21 protein-coding genes are annotated in these 23,358 nt (G+C 60.7%); 18 read left to right on the top strand and 3 right to left on the bottom strand.

Annotation, left to right across the window (positions count from 1 at the left end; all coding sequences use genetic code 11):
- Position 1: 1 nt before the first annotated feature.
- The 5 genes from cobN to cobJ are packed head-to-tail and all read left to right on the top strand — an operon-like array spanning position 2 to position 6,522.
- Positions 2-3,295 (top strand): cobaltochelatase subunit CobN, encoded by a 3,294-nt coding sequence (gene cobN, locus DS906_RS11555; protein WP_113790323.1) that lies wholly within the window; start codon positions 2-4, stop codon positions 3,293-3,295.
- On the top strand, positions 3,292-4,419 hold the full coding sequence (locus DS906_RS11550; protein WP_113790322.1) for a cobalamin biosynthesis protein CobG: 1,128 nt from the start codon (positions 3,292-3,294) through the stop codon (positions 4,417-4,419). The genes cobN and DS906_RS11550 overlap by 4 nt, the downstream gene beginning before the upstream one ends.
- Positions 4,419-5,048 carry a precorrin-8X methylmutase gene (locus tag DS906_RS11545; RefSeq protein ID WP_113790321.1) on the top strand — a complete coding sequence of 210 codons (630 nt, stop codon included), beginning with the start codon at positions 4,419-4,421 and terminating at the stop codon, positions 5,046-5,048. Before DS906_RS11550 ends, DS906_RS11545 begins: the two co-directional genes overlap by 1 nt.
- Positions 5,045-5,773 (top strand): precorrin-2 C(20)-methyltransferase, encoded by a 729-nt coding sequence (locus DS906_RS11540; RefSeq protein WP_113790320.1) that lies wholly within the window; start codon positions 5,045-5,047, stop codon positions 5,771-5,773. Before DS906_RS11545 ends, DS906_RS11540 begins: the two co-directional genes overlap by 4 nt.
- Positions 5,770-6,522: a precorrin-3B C(17)-methyltransferase gene (gene cobJ / locus DS906_RS11535; protein WP_113790319.1), complete on the top strand. Its 753-nt coding sequence runs from the start codon at positions 5,770-5,772 to the stop codon at positions 6,520-6,522. The genes DS906_RS11540 and cobJ overlap by 4 nt, the downstream gene beginning before the upstream one ends.
- Here cobJ and DS906_RS11530 read toward each other — a convergent pair.
- Positions 6,495-7,244 (bottom strand): cobalt-precorrin-6A reductase, encoded by a 750-nt coding sequence (locus tag DS906_RS11530; RefSeq protein ID WP_113790318.1) that lies wholly within the window; start codon positions 7,242-7,244, stop codon positions 6,495-6,497. The two genes, cobJ and DS906_RS11530, sit on opposite strands and share 28 nt — an antisense overlap.
- Between DS906_RS11530 and cbiE the strand changes: the two genes are divergently transcribed.
- From cbiE to mdoH, 13 genes are all read left to right on the top strand, one after another.
- Positions 7,243-8,442: a precorrin-6y C5,15-methyltransferase (decarboxylating) subunit CbiE gene (gene cbiE, locus DS906_RS11525; RefSeq protein WP_113790317.1), complete on the top strand. Its 1,200-nt coding sequence runs from the start codon at positions 7,243-7,245 to the stop codon at positions 8,440-8,442. The two genes, DS906_RS11530 and cbiE, sit on opposite strands and share 2 nt — an antisense overlap.
- Positions 8,439-8,807: a cobalamin biosynthesis protein gene (locus tag DS906_RS11520; RefSeq protein WP_113790316.1), complete on the top strand. Its 369-nt coding sequence runs from the start codon at positions 8,439-8,441 to the stop codon at positions 8,805-8,807. The genes cbiE and DS906_RS11520 overlap by 4 nt, the downstream gene beginning before the upstream one ends.
- Complete coding sequence (gene cobM, locus DS906_RS11515) at positions 8,804-9,598, top strand: precorrin-4 C(11)-methyltransferase (RefSeq protein ID WP_113790315.1); 795 nt, start codon at positions 8,804-8,806, stop codon at positions 9,596-9,598. The genes DS906_RS11520 and cobM overlap by 4 nt, the downstream gene beginning before the upstream one ends.
- Entirely contained in the window at positions 9,591-10,919 is a 1,329-nt protein-coding gene (locus tag DS906_RS11510) for a cobyrinate a,c-diamide synthase (RefSeq protein ID WP_113790314.1), read from the top strand. The genes cobM and DS906_RS11510 overlap by 8 nt, the downstream gene beginning before the upstream one ends.
- The gene (gene cobA / locus DS906_RS11505) at positions 10,916-11,644 is read left to right on the top strand and encodes a uroporphyrinogen-III C-methyltransferase (RefSeq protein WP_113790313.1); all 729 of its coding nucleotides are present in this window, start codon (positions 10,916-10,918) and stop codon (positions 11,642-11,644) included. Before DS906_RS11510 ends, cobA begins: the two co-directional genes overlap by 4 nt.
- A complete protein-coding gene (gene cobF / locus DS906_RS11500) occupies positions 11,637-12,380 on the top strand; it encodes a precorrin-6A synthase (deacetylating) (RefSeq protein WP_113790312.1) in 744 nt (247 codons plus the stop codon). Before cobA ends, cobF begins: the two co-directional genes overlap by 8 nt.
- A gap of 100 nt (positions 12,381-12,480) precedes the next feature.
- The gene (locus DS906_RS11495; protein WP_113790311.1) at positions 12,481-12,939 is read left to right on the top strand and encodes a DUF302 domain-containing protein; all 459 of its coding nucleotides are present in this window, start codon (positions 12,481-12,483) and stop codon (positions 12,937-12,939) included.
- A gap of 78 nt (positions 12,940-13,017) precedes the next feature.
- Positions 13,018-14,637: a thiamine pyrophosphate-binding protein gene (locus DS906_RS11490; RefSeq protein WP_113790310.1), complete on the top strand. Its 1,620-nt coding sequence runs from the start codon at positions 13,018-13,020 to the stop codon at positions 14,635-14,637.
- Positions 14,624-15,808, top strand: a complete 1,185-nt coding sequence (locus DS906_RS11485; protein ID WP_113790309.1) for a CaiB/BaiF CoA-transferase family protein — start codon at positions 14,624-14,626, stop codon at positions 15,806-15,808. The genes DS906_RS11490 and DS906_RS11485 overlap by 14 nt, the downstream gene beginning before the upstream one ends.
- 181 nt (positions 15,809-15,989) lie before the next feature.
- The gene (locus tag DS906_RS11480; protein WP_113790308.1) at positions 15,990-17,360 is read left to right on the top strand and encodes a tetratricopeptide repeat protein; all 1,371 of its coding nucleotides are present in this window, start codon (positions 15,990-15,992) and stop codon (positions 17,358-17,360) included.
- A gap of 32 nt (positions 17,361-17,392) precedes the next feature.
- On the top strand, positions 17,393-18,610 hold the full coding sequence (locus tag DS906_RS11475) for an OpgC family protein (RefSeq protein ID WP_113790307.1): 1,218 nt from the start codon (positions 17,393-17,395) through the stop codon (positions 18,608-18,610).
- A complete protein-coding gene (locus DS906_RS11470) occupies positions 18,607-20,106 on the top strand; it encodes a glucan biosynthesis protein (RefSeq protein ID WP_113790306.1) in 1,500 nt (499 codons plus the stop codon). The genes DS906_RS11475 and DS906_RS11470 overlap by 4 nt, the downstream gene beginning before the upstream one ends.
- A complete protein-coding gene (mdoH, locus tag DS906_RS11465) occupies positions 20,103-21,971 on the top strand; it encodes a glucans biosynthesis glucosyltransferase MdoH (protein ID WP_113790305.1) in 1,869 nt (622 codons plus the stop codon). Before DS906_RS11470 ends, mdoH begins: the two co-directional genes overlap by 4 nt.
- Here mdoH and DS906_RS11460 read toward each other — a convergent pair whose 3' ends face one another.
- Together DS906_RS11460 and DS906_RS11455 are read right to left on the bottom strand one after the other, a co-directional pair.
- Positions 21,972-22,787 carry a PHB depolymerase family esterase gene (locus tag DS906_RS11460; protein WP_113790304.1) on the bottom strand — a complete coding sequence of 272 codons (816 nt, stop codon included), beginning with the start codon at positions 22,785-22,787 and terminating at the stop codon, positions 21,972-21,974.
- Positions 22,784-23,257 (bottom strand): rhodanese-like domain-containing protein, encoded by a 474-nt coding sequence (locus tag DS906_RS11455; RefSeq protein ID WP_113790303.1) that lies wholly within the window; start codon positions 23,255-23,257, stop codon positions 22,784-22,786. The genes DS906_RS11460 and DS906_RS11455 overlap by 4 nt, the downstream gene beginning before the upstream one ends.
- Positions 23,258-23,358: the final 101 nt, after the last annotated feature.

Raw genomic sequence — 23,358 nt, 5'->3', positions numbered from 1 at the left:
CATGCACGTCGTCTTCCGCGAAAGCCACGGGTTAGAAGAGACCGAAACCCCAACCGATCTGGGCCAGAGCCCGGCGGATCTGGTGGTGCTGTCCTTTTCGGACAGCGACCTTGGCGCTTTCGCGGCAGGATGGCATCGCGGTGGTGGTGCCGAAGGGCGGATGCCGACGATGCGGTTGGCCAATCTGACAGCGTTAAAACACCCGCTGTCCGTCGACACCTATGTCGAGCAAACGCTTGAGGGCGCCAAGGGCATTCTGATCCGTTTGATCGGAGGCGTCCCTTACTGGTCCTACGGCTTGCAGCAAGTTCTGGCGCTGGCACAGGCCGAGGGCATCGCGCTGGCCGTCCTACCCGCCGACGGGCGCGAGGATACTCGGCTGGATGACTACTCGACCCTGCCCGTCTCGACCCTGCGGCGGCTTGCGCATCTGTGTGACACCGGCGGTGAGGTTGCGGCGCAGGCAGCTCTTGCCCAGATGGCGCTTGCGGCGGGGCTTTATGCCGGGCCGGTGATGGGGGCAAAAACCTTGCCAGAGTGCGGCGTTTGGTGCCCAGATCGTGGCGTAATCCCGATAGACAAAGCGTTCACCATCGACGCAAAGCGTATCTTGGTAACGTTCTACCGGGCTTACCTTACCTCGGCGGATACCGCCCCGGTCGCAACCCTGATCCGCAGCCTGCGCGCGCGCGGGTTCGAGGCCGCCGGTCTGTTCGCTCCCTCGCTAAAAGCACCTGCAGCCGCCGATTGGCTGCGCGAGAACATCGCCTCCCTTGAACCGTCGGCCATCATCAACGCAACCTCGTTCTCAGGCAAAGGCGCATCCGGCACCTCTCCACTGGACGCCGCCAATGTGCCGGTTTTTCAGGTTGCTCTCGCTACGTCCCGTCGCAAAGCCTGGACCGAGGCGGAACGCGGTCTTTCGCCCGCCGATCTGGCTATGCACGTTGTCCTGCCCGAAGTGGACGGTCGGATCTCGGCAGGCATTGCCTCGTTCAAGGAACCGGGCAAGCGTGACCCTCATCTGGAGTATTCCCGCTTTGCTCACCGGGCCGAGCCTGAACGGATCGAGGCCATCATCGACAGGGTCACCGGCTGGCTGAACCTGAACGACAAACCCAAAGGGGATCAGGCGCCCGCCTTGGTGCTGTCCACCTATCCCGGCAAGGATTGGCAGATGGCTCATGCAGTAGGCCTTGATGCTTTGGCTTCAGCCGAGGCGATGCTGGCCGACCTGCAGGGCGAAGGGTATGACACTGCGCCTGCCGAACCGATTTCTGATACGCTGCTAGATGCGCGGATTTCGTGGCCGCTTGACGCATATCTCAACGCGCTGGCAAAACTGCCGGAGCAACTGCGCGCAGACCTCGAAACCGTCTGGGGTAAGCCCGAAGACGATCCCGGCTTTGCAGATGGCGCGTTCCAGTTCACCGCCCTGCGCCGCGGCAAGGCGCTGGTCGCGTTGCAACCCGAACGCGGCACGCCCGAATTGCGTGATGACGATTATCATGACCTGTCGCGTACCCCGCGCCACAGCTACGTGGCCTTCTACCTTTGGCTGCGCAAAGGTCTTAGTGCGGATGCACTGATCCATATCGGCGCGCATGGCACGCTGGAATGGCTGCCCGGCAAATCGGTCGCCTTGTCCAATGAGTGTTGGCCTGAGGCACTGATCGGTGATCTGCCGGTGATTTATCCGTTTATTGTCAACGACCCTGGCGAAGCCGCGCAGGCCAAGCGCCGGATCGGGGCCGTTACGCTAGGCCACATCCCACCGCCGATGAAAGAAAGCGGCACCCCGGATCGGATGGTTCGGCTGGAATCGCTGCTGGACGAATTCTCGAACGCTGATGGCTTGGACCCCAAACGTCGCGACCGCCTGCAAGAAGATATCCGGGATGAGGCGCAAGCCATCGGGCTGGAGAGCGACCTTGGTCTCGATCAGGCAAGCTGCATCGCCGAGGCGATCACCCGCATCGACCGTTTCGTCTGTGACATCAAGGAAAGCCAGTTCGGAGACGGGCTGCATATCTTTGGACGTGTGCCTGAAGCCACCGCCAATTTTGACACGGCCCCTTCGGCCGATGCCGAACGCAAGGCATTGATCGACGCGCTGGCTGGCAAACGGATCGAGGCAGGCCCGTCCGGGTCCCCCTACCGCGGACGGTCAGACGTACTGCCCACCGGGCGCAATCTGTATACCACCGATCCGCGCTCAGTCCCCACCCGTGCGGCCTATACCCAAGGCGTGAAGCTGGCCGAAGAATTGGTGCGGCGACACCTGCAGGAAGAGGGCGATTATCCCAAGGGGCTAATCGTTGATCTCTGGGGTTCAGCCACGATGCGCACGGCGGGTGAAGAGTTTGCCATGGCGCTGCACTTGCTGGGCGTCAAACCCGTTTGGGACAAAGGGTCCGAGCGGGTGTCGGGCATCGAAGTGCTACCCATCACTGACCTCAGTCGCCCACGTCTGGACGTGACCTTGCGCGTCTCAGGCTTGTTCCGCGATGTGTTCCCGACCCTGTCAGCGCTTTATGGTCAAGCTGTTCGCGCGTTGTCGGATCGCGATGAAGCCCCGGACTGGAACCCTTATGCCGGACAGGCCCCGGCGGCGCGCGTCTTTGGCCCGGCCCCGGGCAGCTATGGCGTGAACATGACCCAGCTATCCGAAATCTATACGGATGAGGCCCGCGCGCAGGCAGGTGCGGCATGGCTTGAGGCCAGCTCTTTCGCTTTGGAAGGCGAACACATCACACAGGATATGGACGGCATTACCAAACGGGTTACGAATGCCGACAGTTTCGTGCACCTACAGGATCTGACCGAAACCGATCTGCTGTTGGCCAACGACTATGCCACGCATGAGGCCGGATTCGCTGCCGCCAAGACAGTCACCGGTGGTACGGCGCAGCTATACCATCTGGACAACACCAACCCAGATAACCCGCGCGCCCGAACGCTGCCCGAAGAAATCAGCCGTGTGGTTCACGCCCGTGCCGCCAATCCCGGTTGGATCGCAGGTATGCAAAGGCATGGCTTCCGGGGCGCTGCCGAAATTGCGGCGACGCTGGATCACATGGCGTCTTTCGCGCATCTGTCTGGCACGGTCGCGCCGCATCTGTTCGACCTCTATCACGACGCCACTTTGGGCGACGCCGAGGTCGACGCGTTTTTGCAAGAGGCCAACCCGCGCGCGTATCAGGCGATGCAGGACAGATTCCGCGCGTTGTTGGACGCGGGCCTTTGGAACACCCGCCGCAACTCGATCCGGGCCGATCTGGAGGGGCTGGGATGAGCGCCCCGGTCGTTCAGGGTTGGTGCCCCGGCGCGCATCGGCCGATGATGTCGGGCGATGGTCTTGTGGTTCGGGTGCGCCCGCGCCTGGCCCGTTTGAGCGCCGAACAAACACGTGGTCTTTGTGAGTTGGCCGAGCGATTCGGCAATGGCACAATCGACCTGACCAACCGCGCCAATTTACAGCTGCGCGGGGTCAAGGAAGACGATCATCCGGTATTGCTGGCCGAACTGGCAGCGCTGAACCTTTTGGATGCCGCGCCCGGGATTGAAGTGCGCCGCAATATCCTGGTGTCGCCCCTGTACCGATCAAATGATCGAACCGCACGGCTGACCCAGGAACTGATCGACAGGCTGGAGGAATTGCCAACCCTGCCCGCCAAATTCGGCTTTGCCATCGACACAGGCCCCAAGCGCCTGTTGGCGGCGGATTCGGCCGATATCCGGGTTGAAACAGGCACCGATGGCCTCATCCTGCGCGCCGACGGGGCCAAGACTGGCCGTCGGATTACAGAAACCAACGCGATTGACCGGCTTATCGCTCTGGCCGAATGGTTTTCTAAGCGTTTCACACCGGAAGCGCGCCGCATGGCTCGGGTGGTCGCGACGCAGGAATTGCCTGCGGAGTGGCAGGGCAGCGCGCTCGGTGACATCGGCGCACCGCCGCAACCCGGCGCGTGCGATCTGGGTGCGCTTTATGGGGCCGCGTTCGGGCAATTGCCTGCGCGGCAGCTCTTAGACCTTGTTACAAACAGCGGAGCCACTGCCCTGCGCGTCACTCCGTGGCGACTGATCCTGCTGGAAGGCGGGGCGGCGATACAAGCACCGGACTTTGTCTTAGATGGCACCGACCCGCTGATGACAACCGACGCCTGCCCCGGAGCACCATTCTGCCCGCAGGCACAGGTGGAAACCCGCGAAGTTGCCCGCGTCTTGGCCGCCCAAATCCCGGGAAGTTTGCATGTATCCGGTTGCGCCAAAGGCTGCGCGCGCATGGGTCCGGCAAATGTCACACTGGTTGGCAATGACGGACGATTTGATCTTGTCAAAAACGGTCGCGCGGGGGATGAGCCGTCCCAACGCGGGCTGACACCCGAAACACTTATGACTATGGACCTCACCTGATGCCCTATGAATACGAAACCGACGGCGCAGCGATCTATAAGCAAAGCTTTGCCACGATCCGGTCTGAGGCTGATCTGGCGCGCTTTGACGCTGATGAAGAGCAGGTTGCGGTTCGCATGATCCACGCCGCCGGAATGGTCGGTCTGGAAGAATTCGTACATTTTTCGCCCGGTTTCGTGCCAGCCGCACGGACCGCGTTGGAGAATGGCGCGCCTATCCTGTGCGACGCCCGGATGGTCAGCGAAGGTGTGACCCGGTTCCGCCTGCCCACCGAAAATCCGGTGATCTGCACCCTGCATGACGAGCGCGTGCGCCCGTTGGCCGCCGAGATGAGCAACACCCGCTCTGCCGCCGCGCTGGAGCTTTGGCGCCCGCATCTGGAAGGCGCTCTGGTCGCTATCGGCAATGCGCCGACCGCTCTGTTCCACTTGCTGAATATGCTGGAAGACCCCGACTGCCCCCGCCCGGCCGCTATCATCGGGTGCCCGGTGGGCTTTGTCGGTGCCGTCGAATCCAAGGACGCATTGTGGGAGGCGCAGCCTGTGCCCTCTTGCATTGTCAAAGGCCGTCTGGGCGGCAGCGCCATCACCGTCGCCGCAATCAACGCCATTGCGAGCCGCACCGAATGAGCGCCGGCAAGATATACGGCGTAGGCCTTGGTCCCGGTGATCCGGACCTGATGAGCGTGCGGGCCGACCGGCTGCTGCGCAATGCACGGCACGTGGCGTTCTTTCGCAAGCCTGGTCGCAGCGGTCAGGCACGCAAGATCGTCAATGGGATGATCCCGGACAGCGCTGTTGAATTTCCCATGGAATACCCTGTCACTACGGAAATTCCACTGGCTGATCCGCGCTATAACGAACTGCTCTCGGCCTTTTACAAAGACTGCGCCACGCATCTCAAAGCTCTGTCGGATCAGGGTGAGGATGTGGTGGTTCTGTGCGAGGGTGATCCGTTTTTCTATGGGTCTTTCATGCATCTTTACAGCCGCTTGCGCGATCAGGCTGATGTAGAGGTCGTGCCAGCCATTACCGGCATGTCCGGCGCATGGACAGCAACGGGTAACCCGATCACCTGGGGCGATGATGTGCTTACAGTACTGGTCGGCACCCTGCCCGAAGAAGATCTGGCAATTCGCATGGCGCAGACCGACGCGTTGGTTGTCATGAAAATCGGGCGCAATATAGACAAGGTGAAGCGTGCGCTGAAAACAGCCGGTTTGTATGACCGCGCATGGATCGTCGAGTTTGCACAGATGCCGAACCAGGTGGTGACGAAACTGTCCGAGGCATGCGAAAAAGTGACGCCCTATTTCTCGATCATCATCGTGCATGGTCAGGGACGGCGGCCATGAGCGGTTGGGTCAAGATTGCGGGTCTGGGGCCTGGTAACGAAGATCTCGTAACTCCCGAGGTTTCAGCTGCGTTGATGGATGCCACGGACGTGGTCGGGTACATCCCCTATGTCGCGCGCGTGGCGGAACGCCCCGGCCTGACGCTGCACGCCAGCGACAACCGGGTTGAGATCGACCGATCCCAACACGCGTTGCAGATGGCGGCTGAGGGGAAACGGGTGGTCGTGGTATCCTCGGGCGATCCCGGTGTGTTCGCCATGGCGGCGGCCGTGTTCGAAGCACTGGAAAACGGTCCAGCCGAGTGGCGTAACGTCCACATAGACGTCCTTCCCGGCATAACCGCGATGCTAGCGGCATCCGCCCGGGCCGGGGCACCGCTGGGGCATGATTTCTGTGCCATCAACCTCAGCGACAATCTGAAACCCTGGTCGCTGGTTGAAAAACGTCTTCGCCTAGCTGCTCAGGCGGATTTCGCGATGGCGTTTTACAACCCGCGCTCAAAGTCCCGCCCGGAAGGCTTTGTAAAAACACTGGAAATCCTGCGCGAAGAATGCGAGCCCGAGCGCCTGATCCTGTTCGCGCGCGCCGTATCCCGCGCTGACGAGGCGATCCGGATTTCGACACTCGCCGAGGCGACACCTGATATGGCCGACATGCAAACCGTCGTCATTGTCGGGTCATCCCTGACGCGCGTCATCAACCGTGAGATCGCGCCGATCGTCTATACCCCGAGGTTCACCCCGGAATGAGCCAACCAGTCCAGAACCTGCGTCACGTTCGGCAATTCGGTCCTTTGCGGAAGGGTCGGCCTGTCGATCATCAGCACCGGTACGCCCAGAGTGCGCGCGGCATCCAGCTTGGCGCGTGCACCAGTGCCGCCAGAGTTCTTGGACACAACCAGTTCAATGCCATGCTGCAGCATCAGCGCCCGGTCCCCTGCTTCGGTGAACGGCCCGCGCGACACGATTGCCTCGCAATCGGGCAGCGGCAGTGCATCCGGTTTATCCACCAGCCTCAGCAAGAAGTGATGTTGGGGCTGAGCCGCGAAATCTTCAAGGTGCAGGCGGCCAACAGCCAGAAAAACGCGCCGTTTAGAACCGCTCAAGGCGGTAACCGCCGCGCCTATATCAGAAACGTGCTGCCAACGATCTCCGTCCTGCGCGCGCCATGCCGGGCGCGTCAAAGCGGCCAGGGGCACCCCGGCCTCGCGACACGCGGAAATGGCGTTTGCGCTCATTTGCGCGGCAAAGGGATGGGTGGCATCGACTACATGAGTGATCGCGTGGTCCACCAGGTAACGGGCCAGGCCTTCGACGCCGCCGAACCCTCCAACACGCACCGGCAGGGGCTGCGGCCTTGGATTGTCCACTCGTCCGGCATAGGAATAGGTCGCCGGGGTGCCCTGCTCGGCCAAGGTTTTGGCCAGTGCATTGGCCTCGGTCGTGCCACCAAGGATCAGGAGGTTGGTCATGCATGAAGCTCCGTGGCTAAGCGTTTTGGGCTTGGGCGAAGATGGACTGGATGGCCTGTCACCCGCAAGTCGTCAAGTACTGGAGCGTGCCGAAATCATCATGGGCCCGCCGCGCCATTTGGCACTGATCCCCGAAACTGGTGCGCAGCGCGTAGATTGGCCTGTGCCCTTTTCCGACGGCCTGCCGATCCTGACCGGGTTTCGCTGTCGGCCAACGGTTGTTCTGGCCTCGGGCGATCCGTTCTGGTTCGGCGCAGGTTCGGTAATCGCGCGCAATTTCGACGCCGGAGAATGGACAGCCCATCCGGGGCAGTCCACGTTCTCGCTGGCCGCCGCGCGTCTGGGCTGGCCGTTGGAAAGTACGCAGACATTCGGTCTGCACGCCGCCCCGCTGACCCGTCTGCGCCCGCATCTTTCGCCTGGATTGCGCGCCATCCTGCTGCTGCGCAACGGCGCTGCGGTGGCCGAGCTTGCGACATATCTGAACGAAACTGGGTTTGCCGATACGCAATTGCATGTCATGGAAGCCCTTGGCGGCCCCCGCGAACGGTCGCGCAGCGTGTCGCTGACCGAAGCCCTGCTGGGCGGGTTCGACCATCCAGTCTGCGTTGGGCTTGAAGTTGCGGGTGAAGGACAGGCGCTGCCCAAGGCCTCGGGTAAGCCGGATGATATCTTCGAGAATGATGGCCAGATCACCAAACGCCCCGTGCGGGCGCTGACCCTGTCGGCGCTGGCCCCCAAGCGTGGCGAGCATCTGTGGGATATCGGCGGCGGCACCGGCTCGATCAGTATCGAGTGGCTGATGTGCGACCCGACCCTGACCGCAACCACGATCGAACCCCGCGAGGATCGCGCGGACCGCATTCGCCGAAATGCCGACACGTTAGGGCAAGACCGGCTGCAAGTTGTGCATGGCACAGCGCCGACCGCACTGGACGGCCTTGGGTTTCCGGATGTGGTATTCATCGGCGGCGGCCTGAGTACCGAATTGCTGAATTGGCTGCACGCCGCCCTGCCCGCCGGCACCAGATTGGTCGCCAATGCTGTGACGCTGGAAAGCGAAGCCTTACTGGCGCAATGGCACGAAAAACTGGGCGGGGAGCTTTTGCGCATCGAACTGGCGCAGGCTTCGGCACTAGGACCTCGGCGCGGCTGGAGATCCGCCTATCCGGTGGTGCAGTGGAGCGTGATCTTATGATCGTTGCGGGGTTGGGGTTTTCATCAACGGCGACCGTGGACAGCCTGCGCGCCGTATTTGAGCGGGCCAGCGTTGGGCAAAACGTCGACGCGCTGGCCACTGTTGCCGACAAGGAAGGTCACGCCGCGCTGTCGGAGTTTGCCGCAGAGATCGCCCTGCCCCTGCATTTCATCGCTGCTGCCGATCTGGCGGGACAGCGCACTCTCACCTGCTCGAACCGCAGCCGTGCCACCTATGGCACCGGCAGCGTAGCCGAAGCATCCGCCCTTGCCGCCGCCGGGACAGGCGCGCGGCTGACCTCACCCAGACAGATTTCGGACGACCGGCTTGCAACCTGCGCCGTCGCCATCGGAGGACAAACATGACCGTTCATTTCATCGGCGCCGGACCCGGCGCTGCCGACCTTCTGACTCTGCGGGGGCGTGATATCATCGCGTCGTGCCCGGTGTGCCTGTATGCAGGATCGCTAGTGCCAGAAGAGATTCTGGGCCACTGCCCCGAAGGCGCCAAGATCATCAACACCGCGCCAATGGATCTGGATCAGATCATGGCCGAGATTGAGGCGGCGCATAAAGCCGGTCAGGACATTGCACGCCTGCATTCGGGCGATCTGTCGGTTTGGTCGGCAATGGGTGAACAGATCCGGCGATTGAAAGCGATGGGCATTCCAGTCAGCGTGACCCCCGGTGTCCCATCTTTTGCGGCCGCAGCGGCATCTCTAGGAACGGAACTGACCTTGCCCGGACTGGCGCAATCTGTGGTTCTGACCCGGACGCCCGGCCGCGCGTCCTCTATGCCCGAAGGCGAAACGCTTGAGAACTTTGCCCGGACCGGCGCGACGCTGGCCATTCACCTGTCGATCGGAAATCTGGACAACGTGATCGCGGACCTAACCCCGGCCTATGGAGCAGACTGCCCGGTGGCAGTGGTATACCGCGCCAGCTGGCCGGATGAACGGATCATTCGCGCCACATTGGCGACCCTGAAAGACGCGCTGGACGAGAGTATCTCTCGCACCGCTCTGATCATGGTTGGCCCGGCGCTTGCGGGCGAAGGCTTTGACGAAAGCTGTCTGTATTCAAAAGATTACGACCGCCGGTATCGCCCGCAAAGCGCGGACAGCCCGTGGTCAAGCTGGAGCCCCGAGAATGAATGACGGGATGACCAACCCTCCGGGATTACTGATTTCCGCGCCGTCTTCCGGGACGGGCAAAACCACCGTCATGCTGGGTCTTCTGCGTGCGCTTGCCGAGGATGGCCTGACGGTGCAACCGTTCAAGAGCGGACCGGACTATATCGATCCAGCCTTTCACCGTGCCGCAGCCGGACGCGCCTCTTTCAATCTGGACAGCTGGGCGATGGCCGATCCGCTGCTGAACGCGATTTCTGCCCAAGCCGAGGGCGCGGATATCGTCGTGGCCGAAGGTTCGATGGGCCTGTTCGACGGCGTTGCCAAGCCCGGAGAGCTTGGGCACGGATCAAGCGCAGAAACCGCGCAGCGTATGGGCTGGCCCGTGGTTTTGGTGCTGGATGTGGGCGGTCAGGCCCAATCAGCGGCGGCCACTGCGCTGGGATTTCGGATGTACAATCCAGACCTGCCCTTTGCCGGTGTGATCCTGAACCGCTGCGCCAGCCCGCGTCACGAACGCCTGACTCGTTTGGGAATGGAGCGCGCGGGCCTGCCGGTACTGGGCGTGTTGCCTCGGCGTGGAGATCTGACCCTGCCCGAGCGGCATCTTGGGTTGATTCAGGCGGTAGAGCACCCGGATCTGGAAAGCGCGATTGCTGGATACGCCACATTCTTGCGCGAGCATGTGGATCTTGAGGCGATCAAAGCTGCGGCCTCCTCAGGACCCAATGGGCCATCGTCAGCCGCGCTGCCGCGGCCCCCGGCACAGCGGATCGCGCTGGCACGAGATGCGGCGTTTTCGTTCACCTACCCGCATTTGCTGGAAGGCTGGCGCGCAGCAGGAGCGGAAATCATGCCGTTTTCACCGCTGGCCAACGAAGCCCCGGCTGCGGATGCCGATCTGGTCTGGTTGCCTGGTGGCTATCCTGAACTGCACGCAGGCACTTTGGCCGCCGCCGACTCATTCCTGAGCGGTCTGCGCCAGCACGCGGACACAAAACCCGTTCATGGTGAGTGCGGTGGCTATATGGCATTGGGCGAGGCACTGGTCGACAAGGAAGGGGTCCGGCATCAGATGGCGGGTCTGCTTGGGCTTGTGACGTCCTATGAGAAGCGCAAGTTCAATCTTGGGTATCGCAAGGCGCAATTGCTGGCCCCGATGGCAGGTTATGCCGCTGATGCGACATTGCGCGGCCATGAGTTCCACTATTCCTCGATCCTCGAGCAACCCGACGCGCCTTTGGCACGGGTATTCGATGCCGAAGGGGTTGAGGGACCACAAACCGGATCAATTCGCCGCCATGTGACCGGAACATTCTTTCATCTGATCGCAGAGGCGCAGGCATGAGCGGTTTCGTTTCGTTCATTGGCTCCGGTCCCGGAGATCCGGAACTGCTGACGCTTAAGGCCGTGGACCGGATGCAAAAGGCAGACGCGGTGTTGTTTGACGATCTTAGCAGTGGCCCAATCCTGAGCCATGCGCATCAGGACGCAGATCTTGTCGGGGTTGGCAAACGCGCTGGCCGCCCCTCACCGAAACAAGACCACGTCAGCCGCCTGTTGGTGGATTACGCCAAAACCGGTGCCCGCGTCGTGCGACTGAAATCAGGCGATGGCGGTCTGTTTGGACGTCTGGAAGAAGAACTGGTGGCGCTACGCGAGGCCGGGATCGAATACGAGATTATCCCCGGCATCCCTTCGGCGGTTGCCGCAGCAGCGGCAGCTGGCATTCCCCTGACGCGGCGGCTCACGGCGCGTCGCGTGCAATTCGTCACCGGCCACGATGTCAGTGGCAAGCTGCCCGATGATCTGAATCTGACCGCCCTTGCCGACCCAGATGCCACTACCGTTGTATTCATGGGCAAGCGCACATTTCCTATACTGGTCAAGGCACTGAATGAACATGGCTTGCCGCTGGAGACGCCGGCGCTGATGGCCGAATCCGTTTCGACCCCGGATCAGGTGCTACACCGATCCACGGTTGGTGAGTTGGCGGACAAGCTGGGCGCTGAGATCGGCACGGCCCCTGCCCTGATCCTCTATGGCCCTCTGGCAGAGACCGACTATGTTTGACTTAACTCTGATCGGTATTGGCACCGGCAATCCGGACCACCTGACGTTTCAAGGCGCTAGTGCAATTCGGGACGCAGACCTGATCCTGATCCCGCGCAAGGGCGAGAACAAGGCCGATTTGGCCGGTTTGCGGGAAAAGATTATCGCTCAGGTGACCGACACCGCGCCACAGATCGCATATTTTGATATTCCCAAACGGCGAGCCAATGATGGCTATCTGCGCGGCGTTGATGAATGGCACGATGCCATCGCTCTGCGGTGGCAGGAGGCGATCGCGGCGCATCGTGATGCAAAGCGGGTTGCCCTTTTGATCTGGGGCGATCCCTCGCTTTACGATAGTTCGCTGCGCATCGCTTCGCGGCTGCAACCCCAACCGGAGACGCGCGTAATCCCTGGTATCACTGCGCTTCAGGCACTGACCGCGGCGCATGCGATACCGATTAACGATCTGGGAGCGCCGTATGTCGTGACCACCGGTCGGCGCATTCGGGTTGAAGGCTGGCCGCTAAACGCCTCGAAAGTGGCTGTTATGCTGGACGGCGAGTGTTCGTTTCAAAGCCTTGAGATGGCCGACTACGAAATCTGGTGGGGCGCTTATGTGGGGATGAAGGAAGAAATCCTGATCCACGGTCCTTTGGCTGATATGGCGTCGCAGATTGTCGAAACGCGGGCAAAAGCGCGGGCGGATTATGGCTGGATCATGGACATTTATCTGCTGAAAAGGCGTGTGGACTGATCCGAAGGCAACTTCTGCGGCTGCTACCCACGGGATTGTGACTGCGCGAAATACGAGTTTCTGGCATCAATTTCGTACCCATACCCATGAGGACAGCACGATGAAGGCTATTTCGACCGTACTGTGTTTACTGGCCCTTCCCGCGCTGGCACAAGAACCGCTGTCGGGCTGGGCCGTTCATTCCACCGACAAAAGCTATGATGCGTTGGTCGCGGATACGAAGACCGCTGTCAAAGAAAACGGTCTGATTGTTGTAACGCAGGCCGGGCCCACCAAGGCGGCGGCGGCCCGTGGCATCATCATTCCCGGAAACTTAGTGATCGGTGCCTTTAACAACGACTATGCAGTTCGGGTTCTGGAAACTTCGGTCAACGCAATGATCGAAGCGCCCATCCGGTTCTACGTGACCGAGAATGCGGACGGCACGGCGGCTTTGTCCTACAAAACCCCAAGCCACGTCTTTGCCCCCTATGCCCAGCAAGGCGGTAAGCCACTGCAAGAAATTGCGGCAGAGCTGGATGAAAAGTTTCAGGCAGTGGCGGAATCCGCAGTCAATTAGTCACACTGCCGTGAACCTGCTTGCGTCCGGACGCGTCCTCCGCAATCTGCAATGACGTATTATTTCGGAGCATAACTAATGCAGGACCTTTCGCCCCGCGCCGCGGACCTTTTGGCCCAAAGACTTTACGAGGCCGGATGCCGCCATGCCTTTGGTATGCCCGGTGGCGAGGTTCTGACGTTGGTGGATGCGCTGGAACAGGCGGGGATCACCTTTCACCTGACCAAGCACGAAAACGCCGCCGGATTCATGGCCGAAGCCGTGCATCACCGCGACGGCGCACCTGCCATTCTGGTGGCGACGCTTGGCCCCGGCGCGATGAACGGGATCAACGTGGTCGCCAACGCCTTGCAGGATCGGGTGCCGATGATCGTGCTGACCGGTTGCGTCGATGCGGATGAAGCGCTGACTTATACCCATCAGGTTATGGATCACGCACAGGTCTATCGCTCGATCACCAAAGGAACCTTTAAACTGACGGCACAGGGCGCGGATATCGTGGCAGACAAGGCCGTATCGCTGGCCAACCAGCCGCGCCCCGGACCCGTGCATATCGATATTCCGATCTCGGTTGCGGATATGCGCGTATCCAGCGTCAAGAAGCGGCGGCTGGTCAAGGCTGCCGCCGTCGCGCCCGAGGGCAATTGCCTTGAGAAAGCGCGCCGTTGGGTGGCTGACGCGGAACGTCCCATTGCGATTGTGGGGCTGGACGTGCTGTATGACGGATCGCGCAATGTTGTGCAGGCGTTTCTGGAACATTTCGGCATCCCCTTTGTAACCACCTACAAAGCCAAGGGAGTTGTGCCCGAAGATCACCCTTTGTGTCTTGGAGGGGCCGGGTTGTCACCGCTGGCCGACAAACATCTTCTGCCGCTTGTTGAACAGGCCGATCTGGTCTTGTGTCTTGGCTACGATCCGATCGAGATGCGCCCCGGCTGGCGCGAGGTCTGGGACCCCGAGGAAAAGCGCGTTATCGACATCTCGGCTGTGATCAATGACCACTATATGCATCAGGCCAGCCTGAATATGGTCGCCGATACGGGTGCCACGTTGGAGGCCATGGCAAAGGGCAATCCTGCCCGCGATACGTGGCCGGGCGGTGAACCCGCGCAGGTCAAAGCCGCGCTGGCTGAGGCGTTCCCGACCGATGAGGAATGGGGCCCCGCCGCCGTCATCGCCGAAGCCCGCGCAACCCTGCCTGCCGAAACACTGGCCACGGCTGACAGCGGCGCACATCGCATTCTGCTGAGCCAGATGTGGGATTGTTCCGAGGAACGCGGGCTGATCCAGTCCTCGGCGCTGTGTACCATGGGCTGCGCCGTGCCAATGGCGATTGGTCTGAAACTGGCTGAACCAAACCGCCCGATTATCAGTTTTTCGGGCGACGCCGGGTTCCTGATGGTCGCCGGAGAGCTGTCGACCGCCGCCGAAATGGGCGGAAACCCGATCTTTCTGGTCTTTGTCGATGCAAGCCTCGCGTTGATCGAGCTGAAACAACGTCAGCGCCAGATGGGCAACAGAGGTGTGGATTTCGACCGCCATGACTTTGCCGCCATGGGCCGGGCGTTTGGCGGCAACGGTCACACCGTTCGCAACCGCGAGGAACTGCGCACTGCCCTGAATGAGGCGATGAAGGCCAACTCTTTCACCGTGATTGCCGCCGAAATTGACCGTGGAGGCTATGATGGCCGGATCTGAAGGACCGCTGAAGGGCGTTAAAATCCTGGACCTCAGTCGCATTTTGGCCGGACCGACCTGCACGCAGTTGCTGGGCGATCTGGGGGCCAGCGTGATCAAGATCGAAAACCCCGCGACCGGCGGGGATGACACCCGCCAATGGGGCCCTCCTTACGTCGAAGATGCGCAAGGCAACCGGTCCGATCTAAGCGCTTATTTCATGTCGGCCAACCGCAACAAGAAATCCGTGGCTATCGACATCACCACGACCGAGGGACAGTCTGAAATCAAACGGTTGGCCTCGCATGCGGACATTCTGATCGAAAACTTCAAACCCGGCGGATTGGCGAAATACGGTCTGGACTACGCCTCGTTGTCGCAAGACTTTCCCAGCCTCGTCTATTGCTCGATCTCAGGCTACGGCCAGACCGGGCCAAATGCGTCCAAGCCGGGCTATGACCTGATGGCACAGGGGTACGGCGGGATCATGTCGCTGACAGGCGAACCCGATGGCGCGCCGATGAAGGTGGGCGTGGGCATCGCCGATGTCATGTGCGGAATGTACGCAAGTGTCGGCATTCTGGCCGCCCTGCGCCACCGCGATCAGACCGGCGAAGGCCAGCAGATTGATCTGGCGCTGGTAGATGCGCAGATCGCGTGGCTGATCAACGAAGGTGCAAACTATCTGACCTCGGGCACCGTGCCCCAGCGGCGCGGCAACGGGCACCCTAACATCGTGCCTTATGACGTCTATGAAACCGCCGATGGCCACGTCATTTTGGCCGTCGGAAATGACAGTCAGTTCCGGCGCTTTTGCGAATTCATCGATCACCCCGATATGGCGGATGACCCGCGTTTCGCCACCAACCCAGCCCGTCTGGAAAATCGTGACGCGTTAAACGCCGTGTTGCGTCCGGTGGTGAAAACCCACGCGTCTGAGACCATGATTGCTCAGCTCGAAGCTCGCAAGGTTCCGGTTGGCCCGGTACAGACTTTGGATCAGGTTTTTGCAACCGATCAGGTCGAAGCCCGCCAGATGCAGATCGCGATGCAGGCCGCACCGGGTGACGTTCAACTGATCGGGAATCCGCTGAAACTGTCGCGCACACCTGTAACATATCGGGCTGCTCCGCCCGTCTTTGGGGCGGATACGCAGGCCATTCTAGGCGCTGAAAACCCCTTTGACGATTGAAACACTGTGCCCGTTTCGGCGGCATGTTGCTGAAACATGCCCTTGAATCGGCGGTTTTTTTCAATTTTTGCCCACACGGCATTTCACCAATTCGAGAGCAGGGCCGATACTGATACGACCCGCCCACAGTCTCTGATACATCAAGTGCTGTAGATATTCTCGATTGGATCGGAACATGAACATGAAGCAAGACGTTTTCGGACAGATGAACACCCTCAGCCACCCGGCAAGTGCCGAGGCCTGGGATGGTGTTCTGCTTGGGTTCATGGCCCATGCCGCCGTGACGCCGCAGCATCTTGGCAAAGTTCTGGAGCTTGAACCCGATTTTGCCCTGGGTCACGCAGTCAAAGGCTTGTTCATGGTCCTGTTGGGCCGTCGCGAGATGATGCCGGTCGCCGTCGAAGCAATGGCAGCCGCCAACAGTGCCATGGAACGCCAGCCGGTTTCAGCGCGCGAACGGCTGTATGTCGAAGCGCTGGGTCTGTATCTGGCTGACCTGCCCACGCAGGCCATTCAAAAATTCGAAGAGATTCTGCGCGACCACCCACAAGACTCGCTGGCAATGAAGCTCAGCCACGCGACGCGATTTGTACTTGGCGACGCGGAAGGCATGCGCCGGTCGATCGAGCGGATTCTGCCCGCGTACGAACCCGATCATGCGGGTCGTGGATATTTGCTGGGCTGTCATTCCTTCGCTCTGGAAGAAACCGGTGCCTACGAAAAAGCCGAGATCGCAGGGCGGCAGGCGCTGTGGATGGTGTCGGACGATGCCTGGGGTTTGCACGCCGTTGCACATGTGCACGAGATGACAGGCAACGCGCAGCTGGGCCTTGATTGGCTGGCCGGACGCGAAGGGGCTTGGACCCACTGCAACAACTTCCGCTATCACGTCTGGTGGCACAAGGCGCTGATGCATCTGGATCTGGGTCAGGTCGATCAGGTGATGGAGCTGTATGACAACTACATCCGTCAGGACAAAACCGACGACTACCGCGATATCTCGAACGCCACGTCCCTGCTGTCACGGCTGGAACTTGAGGGCGTCAATGTGGGCAACCGCTGGGAAGAACTGGCGGATCTCAGCGCCGCGCGGACCGAAGATGGCTGTCTGATCTTTGCCGATCTTCACTATCTTCTGGCACTGACCGGCGACAACCGCCCAGAGGCGACCGGCAAGATGTTGCAGCGTATTCAGAAAGATGCGCAACGCAATCAGGGGGACACCCCGATCCGCATGTCCGATCCTGGCATTGCGGCGGCCAAGGGGCTTGAGGCCTTTGGCGAAGGCCTTTACGGCGACGCCTTCGACTTTTTGTCGAACGCCCGTTCAGGTATGCAATTGGCAGGTGGAAGCCACGCCCAACGTGATGTATTCGAGCGCATCACAATTGATTCCGGCCTGCGCGCCGGCCGTCTGGATGCTGTCGAGCGCATTCTGGACGACCGTCGCGCCAAAAGAGCCGGGGGCGAAGACAATTACGCTCTTGCGCGCCGCACATTGATCGATGCGGCACGCGACAACGGAGACGCACAAAGCGTCCCGGCTGAATAACAAAAACTAAGACCAAGAAGGACAGAATACGTATGGCGACAGTTTCGCCCGCTTCTGATTTTGCGCCAGTGGCTGCCTCTGCGGCGGCCCCTGCCCGCACGCGCGACCCGCGCCTGGATTTCTATCGCGGCATCGCGATGTTCATCATCCTGATCGCCCATATCCCGAACGATCCATGGGCTAAGTGGATTCCCGCGCGGTTTGGATTCTCGGACGCGACCGAGATTTTCGTGTTCTGCTCGGGCATGGCGTCGGCGATTGCCTTTGGCGGAGCGTTCCTGCGCAAGGGGTGGTGGATGGGAACGGCGCGCGTGTCGTTCCGTATTTGGCAGGTCTACTGGGCGCATATCTGCCTGTTCTTTTTTGTCGCCATGTCGATGGCGGCGCTGGATCAATCGGGGCTGTTTGAAAAGACCTACGTTTCGTCTTTGAACCTGCAGCACTTCTTCAACGATCCTGCGCCTCAGATCGTGGGTTTGTTCACGCTGACCTATGTTCCGAACTATTTCGACATTCTTCCGATGTACTTGGTGGTTCTGGCGATGATGCCCATGTTTCTGGGCCTCTACCGGATCGGGTTTTGGGCGGTCGCCGCAGCATCCGTCGCGATTTGGCTGGTCGCGCAAACCGACGTTCTGGACCTACCGGCCGAGCCGTGGTCGGAGCGGCAGTGGTTCTTCAACCCCTTCGGCTGGCAACTGCTGTTCTTCACTGGTTTTGCCTTCATGCGCGGCTGGATACCTGCCCCCCCGGTATCGAAAACCTTGATCTGGGCGGCAGCACTGTTCCTGATCTTCTCGATGCCCTTTGGTTCGTGGAAGGTATTCACATGGATCAACGCGGCGGCCCCCGATCTGGCTGACGAAATCCGCAAGGTCTGGCCGGTCACGAAAGAGTTCCGCGACAAAACCGATTTTGGCCTGTTCCGCTATCTGCATTTCCTGTCACTCGCGTATCTGGGCTGGGTTGTCGCCGGGGAACATGGACATCGCCTGATTGCAACCGGTCAGGGCACAGCGGCCAAAGTCTGGCAGTTCCTGCTGACCGTCATCACCAAAGTTGGGCAGCAATCATTGGCCGTGTTCGTATTTTCGATGGCTGCAGCACGACTTATCGGCGTCGGTCTAGACCTGAGTGGGCGGGATGTTGCCAGTGTTTTCGTCGCCAACATGATTGGCTTTGCGATGATCATCGGCGTGGCATACATGGCCGCTTGGTTTAAGTCACAACCTTGGAAGTCTAAGAAATGAATTTTACACGTCGCGCATTTTTGGTCTCAACGTCGGCGCTCGCATTTGCGCCCGCGACCTTCGCCACCGGCGGTGAGGTCCCATTTGACCGCAATGTTGTCATCGAGATGGCCCGCGATCTGGCCAGCCGACCCTATGCGGAACGCGAAATGGTTCCGCAGGAATGGGTGGATCTGACATATCAGCAATACCGCTCGATCCGGTTCCGGCTGGACCGCGCGCTTTGGTTTGAAACGGAAACACCCTTCAACGTCGATTTCTTCACACCGGGCCTATACTTCCCGCGCACTGTTAAAGTTGAAACCGTTGAAAATGGAATGGCCACTCCGGTCGCGTTTGATCTTGAGATGTTCGACAAATCCGAGGACGTTCCGGAACTGCCAATCGACGACACGCTGGGCTTTTCCGGCCTGCGTCTGCGCACCGAAATGCACCGCCCCGGCCAGACCGATGAGTTCTGCGTCTGGCAAGGCGCCAGCTATTTCCGCGCCATTGGCTTGCATGAGGTCTATGGCCTCTCTGCCCGTGGTCTGGCCCTGAAAACCGGTGACCCGGATGGTGAGGAATTCCCCGAGTTCATCCGATTTTGGCTGGAGCGCCCAAAACCCGGCCAACGCGATATGGTCGTCCACGCGCTGATGGACAGCCCCAGCGTGACTGGTGCTTATCGGTTCAACGTCACAGCCGGCTCGGATTGCGTGATGGATATCGAAGCCACGCTGTTCCCGCGTGAGGACCTGAGCCACGTCGGTATCGCCCCCGGCACGTCGATGTTCCTGTTTGATCAGACCAACCACAGCCGGTTCGACGACTTCCGTCCTGCCGTACACGACAGCGATGGTCTGTTGGTGCGCAACGGTGCCGGAGAGGTTCTGTGGCGGCCATTGGCGAACCCGACCCGCCTGCAGATTTCGTCGTTCGTCGACACCAACCCGCGCGGCTTTGGCTTGTTGCAGCGCAAGCGTGAGTTTGCGGATTACGCGGATCTTGAGGCGAATTACCACAAGCGCCCCAGCCTGTGGGTCGAACCCGGTGCGGATTGGGGCAAAGGTGCGGTCACGCTGGTTGAAATTCCCGCTGATCAGGAAATCTACGATAACATCGTCGCTTACTGGCGCCCTGCCGAACCCTATACGGCTGGCAGCCAGGTCGACCTGTCCTATCGCCTGATCTGGGGGGATGAGCCCCAGCGCACACCGATGGCGCGCGTGATCAATACCGCAATGGGCGACAACACCTTTGGCGAAGGGCGTCTGGCCGTCATTGACTTTGAAGAAAGCGAGTTGTTCGACGACCCAGAGGCGATGACCATTTTCGTGGACTCGCCGCATGCTGAAACATCCGAAGGTGTGCTGCAGCGCAACCCCGATACAGGCGGTTTGCGGCTGGCGTTTTCGTTCGAGCCCGGCGACCGCGACCATGTCGAGCTGCGCGCGCAGTTGCTGAAAGACAAACAGCCAGCCTCTGAAGTCTGGCTCTACCGTTGGACCTCATGACCAGAGATCTTCATATCATGCCGCCCGAGACGCCTCTGGCCATGCCCGCGCAGGATTTCAGCGCAGGGTTTCGGGATGCACAGGTTCCTGATGCCAAACGTCCCTCGGCCGGGTTCTGGCGTGCGCTGGCGTTTTCGCCCGCAATGGCGGCGACGCTGGGCCTGCTATGGGTGATGACGGACTGGTTCGACGCCGAAGGCATCAACCTGATCGAAGCCATCCTTCTGGCGCTGATCTCGTTCAACTTCTTCTGGATCTCCTTCACGGTCTGCACTGTGTTGCTGGGCATGGTTTCCCTGTCCCGGCAGGAGCGCCCCGTGCGTCAGGGTCGCGCCCAACCCTTGCGTGTTGCCCTGTTGACGCCGGTCTATAACGAGGTGCCCTGGAACGTGCTGGGCAATGCCCGGACCATGCTTGAAGATTTGCAGGCGCGCGGTGGGCAGCATCACTATGCCATGTTCATCCTCTCGGACACGCGCGACCCCGAGATCGCGGCACAGGAGCAAGCCAGTGTCGAGGCGCTGCGTACCACCCTCGCCCCCGGGCTGGAACTGTATTACCGCCGTCGCGAACAAAACACCGACCGCAAGGTTGGCAACATCGCCGACTGGGTCAGCCGCTGGGGTGCCGAGTGGAATGCGATGCTGGTATTGGATGCCGACAGTCTGATGACCGGTCGCGCCATCGCCCGTTTGACCGACGCATTGGCCCGGGATCCGGGCGCAGGTTTGATCCAGAGCTATCCTCAGCTGATCGGGGCACAATCGGTCTTTGCGCGAATGCAGCAGTTCGCCAATGGCGTCTATGGCATCGCTTTTGCCGAAGGGCTTGCGCGCTGGTGCGGGCAGGAAGGCAACTATTGGGGTCACAACGCCATTATCCGCACCTCTGCCTTCGCCAACTGTGCGGGTTTGCCTAAACTGCGAGCACTGAACGGTCAGGAAAAACTGATCATGAGCCATGACTTCGTCGAGGCCGGTCTGTTGCGTCGGGCCGGCTGGGGCGTGCGGTTCCTGCCCCGCATTCGCGGGTCCTATGAAGAAACACCGCCGACACTGATTGATCACGCTTTGCGCGATCGACGCTGGTGTCAGGGCAATTTGCAGCACCTGAAACTGTTGGGATCGACCGGGTTTCAGTCGGTGTCACGGTTCCATATGTTCCACGGTGCAGTCGGCTATCTGATGTCGCCGCTGTGGTTTGCGCTGCTGGTGATGTGGGCACTTATTGGTCAGGGTGAGGATGCCTCGGTCCTGCATTATTTCAGCCCTGACAATCCAATGTTCCCGCAATGGCCCGAGATGACGGAAACCCGCCATGTACTGATCATTCTGGTCATGTACGCAATGCTGCTTGCGCCAAAGGTGCTGGGTGTTCTGGCCCTGCCGCTCAGCGGTGTGCGCTATGCCGAATTCGGCGGCGGGCGCAAATTCCTGACCTCATTCCTGGCTGAGGTTGTTCTGTCGATCCTCTACGCCCCTATTCTGATGGTGCAGCAGATGATCGCCGTCATTCGCACCACCTTTGGCATCCAAAAGGGCTGGTCCCCACAGGCGCGGGATGGCGGCAGCTATGGTCTGCGCACGCTGATTCTTTGCCACACGGTCGAAACGATCAGCGGCGTTGCCCTTAGCGCGGGGATCCTGTCCGGTCTTGTATCAGTCTGGTTGGCCCCGATTGCGATCAGCCTTGCCCTTGCCATTCCCTTGTCGGCGCTTAGCGGCGTTTCGGCCGGTGCAGCCCGCCGTATGGTTGGCATGAAAGAGGACTATAACGAGCCTGCAATCACACGCTCGGCCCGTCGCTACAGGGATGAACTGAAGAAGGTGATCGAGGGCAAGGGCGTAATGACCCCTGCCGAGTGATCACCCACCCGGCAGACCTTCGTACCAATCGATCATCATGTCGGCCCAGCCTTTGGGCACCATGTGACCGCCGGGAAACAGCGCAAACTCCAGCGCGCTGCCGTCGTCACATCCGCTCCAGTAGCGGCGCATGAAAGGTCCGGTAGTCGAGAACCCGCTGGGCTTAGTATCGACACAACCATTTGCGATACGCCAAATCTCGAGCCCGGCGAAGATATCGCCCTGATGAAACCGGCCACCGCCCAGCAAGCGCCCTTCCAGCGGCACCACGTTGTCAGTCCAGCCATGGGTGTGGAACATCCGCACCGGGCCATCGCAAGTTTCAGGATCCGGACGCCAGAACCCTCCAGAGACGGGCACATAGGCCGAGAATGTATCGGGCGCGGCGCAGGCAAGGTAGTAAACCATGAACGCGCCCGCCGAAAACCCACCCAGAACGACCCGGTCCGTATCCACACCAAACCGATCCGCGGCATCCTGAACCGCCCCGGTCAAAAAGGTGGTTTCATCGCGTCCTTCCCAACCCGGAAAGAAGTTCCAGCTTTGCCGCCCGTTGCGCTCCGACCCTTCTGGCGCCATCACCGCATACCCGCGCGCCAGCAGCGGTTCCACCATGCCACGGTTTTTCAACGTACCGGTGGCGGTGCCACCATAGCCGTGCAGAAACACCACCAGCGGTGGGTTCTCATCCTTTGGCAATTCGATATGGTACCCGCCCGAGGCGGTTTCGCACATTCCCTCCAGATCGGCACAGGCGGCCAGCCCCGGCTGCCCGACCAGCGCCAAACCCGTTGCCAGTGTTAATTCCCGGATCATACTGCACTCCTGTCGTAGTCGCGAACCGGCAATCCGGCGCGCACCCATCCCGGCCCGGCGGCCGACCCCAACATGCCTTCGGGCACATCAATGATATTCGTAAATCCTGCCTCGGTCAGCCGGTTGCTCAACCGCGCCGAGCGCACACCCCGCGCACAGATCAACGCAATTGCCGCGCCCTTGTCACCTTTGACGAGCTGCGTCAGCGCGGGAATGAAATCGTCACGGCGCATGTCCAAAGATTTTGCGCCCTCACCGATCCCGGTGGACTGCCACTCTTTCGGGGTGCGAATGTCCAGCAACAACACGTCCCCGGCCACCGCCTGCCTATGCGCATCCTGCACGCCAAGTTGCCGTCCCGCATAGTCAGGCGGAATAAGCCGGTATTCGCGTATCGCAAATCCCCCCGCGACTGCGGCACAGCCTCCGATCAAGATCCACCTGCGGGATCGCTTTACGTTTCGGGCCACGTCGCACCCTCCTGACCTGACACCGGGTTTCTATCACAGCGCAGAATTGGAATCCGCGCCGAATTTATCCTGGCAGTTCAAGTTCGCGTCATTTTTGCAGG

Origin of the sequence: Ruegeria sp. A3M17, from assembly GCF_003318255.1 — a bacterium.
Classification (GTDB): Bacteria; Pseudomonadota; Alphaproteobacteria; order Rhodobacterales; family Rhodobacteraceae; genus Ruegeria.
The sequence above is the reverse complement of the archived record's forward strand: the minus strand, read 5'-3'. Positions and strand labels throughout refer to the sequence as shown.

Coding starts and splice junctions, on each gene's coding strand:
- DS906_RS11495 (WP_113790311.1), top strand. CDS start 12,481: ATGAAGGCTATTTCGACCGTACTGTGTTTACTGGCCCTTCCCGCGCTG.
- cobM (WP_113790315.1), top strand. CDS start 8,804: ATGACCGTTCATTTCATCGGCGCCGGACCCGGCGCTGCCGACCTTCTG.
- DS906_RS11470 (WP_113790306.1), top strand. CDS start 18,607: ATGAATTTTACACGTCGCGCATTTTTGGTCTCAACGTCGGCGCTCGCA.
- DS906_RS11530 (WP_113790318.1), bottom strand. CDS start 7,244: ATGACCAACCTCCTGATCCTTGGTGGCACGACCGAGGCCAATGCACTG.
- DS906_RS11520 (WP_113790316.1), top strand. CDS start 8,439: ATGATCGTTGCGGGGTTGGGGTTTTCATCAACGGCGACCGTGGACAGC.
- cobA (WP_113790313.1), top strand. CDS start 10,916: ATGAGCGGTTTCGTTTCGTTCATTGGCTCCGGTCCCGGAGATCCGGAA.
- cobF (WP_113790312.1), top strand. CDS start 11,637: ATGTTTGACTTAACTCTGATCGGTATTGGCACCGGCAATCCGGACCAC.
- DS906_RS11540 (WP_113790320.1), top strand. CDS start 5,045: ATGAGCGCCGGCAAGATATACGGCGTAGGCCTTGGTCCCGGTGATCCG.
- DS906_RS11480 (WP_113790308.1), top strand. CDS start 15,990: ATGAAGCAAGACGTTTTCGGACAGATGAACACCCTCAGCCACCCGGCA.
- DS906_RS11475 (WP_113790307.1), top strand. CDS start 17,393: ATGGCGACAGTTTCGCCCGCTTCTGATTTTGCGCCAGTGGCTGCCTCT.
- mdoH (WP_113790305.1), top strand. CDS start 20,103: ATGACCAGAGATCTTCATATCATGCCGCCCGAGACGCCTCTGGCCATG.
- DS906_RS11545 (WP_113790321.1), top strand. CDS start 4,419: ATGCCCTATGAATACGAAACCGACGGCGCAGCGATCTATAAGCAAAGC.
- DS906_RS11550 (WP_113790322.1), top strand. CDS start 3,292: ATGAGCGCCCCGGTCGTTCAGGGTTGGTGCCCCGGCGCGCATCGGCCG.
- cobJ (WP_113790319.1), top strand. CDS start 5,770: ATGAGCGGTTGGGTCAAGATTGCGGGTCTGGGGCCTGGTAACGAAGAT.
- DS906_RS11490 (WP_113790310.1), top strand. CDS start 13,018: ATGCAGGACCTTTCGCCCCGCGCCGCGGACCTTTTGGCCCAAAGACTT.
- DS906_RS11460 (WP_113790304.1), bottom strand. CDS start 22,787: ATGATCCGGGAATTAACACTGGCAACGGGTTTGGCGCTGGTCGGGCAG.
- DS906_RS11485 (WP_113790309.1), top strand. CDS start 14,624: ATGGCCGGATCTGAAGGACCGCTGAAGGGCGTTAAAATCCTGGACCTC.
- cobN (WP_113790323.1), top strand. CDS start 2: ATGCACGTCGTCTTCCGCGAAAGCCACGGGTTAGAAGAGACCGAAACC.
- cbiE (WP_113790317.1), top strand. CDS start 7,243: ATGCATGAAGCTCCGTGGCTAAGCGTTTTGGGCTTGGGCGAAGATGGA.
- DS906_RS11510 (WP_113790314.1), top strand. CDS start 9,591: ATGAATGACGGGATGACCAACCCTCCGGGATTACTGATTTCCGCGCCG.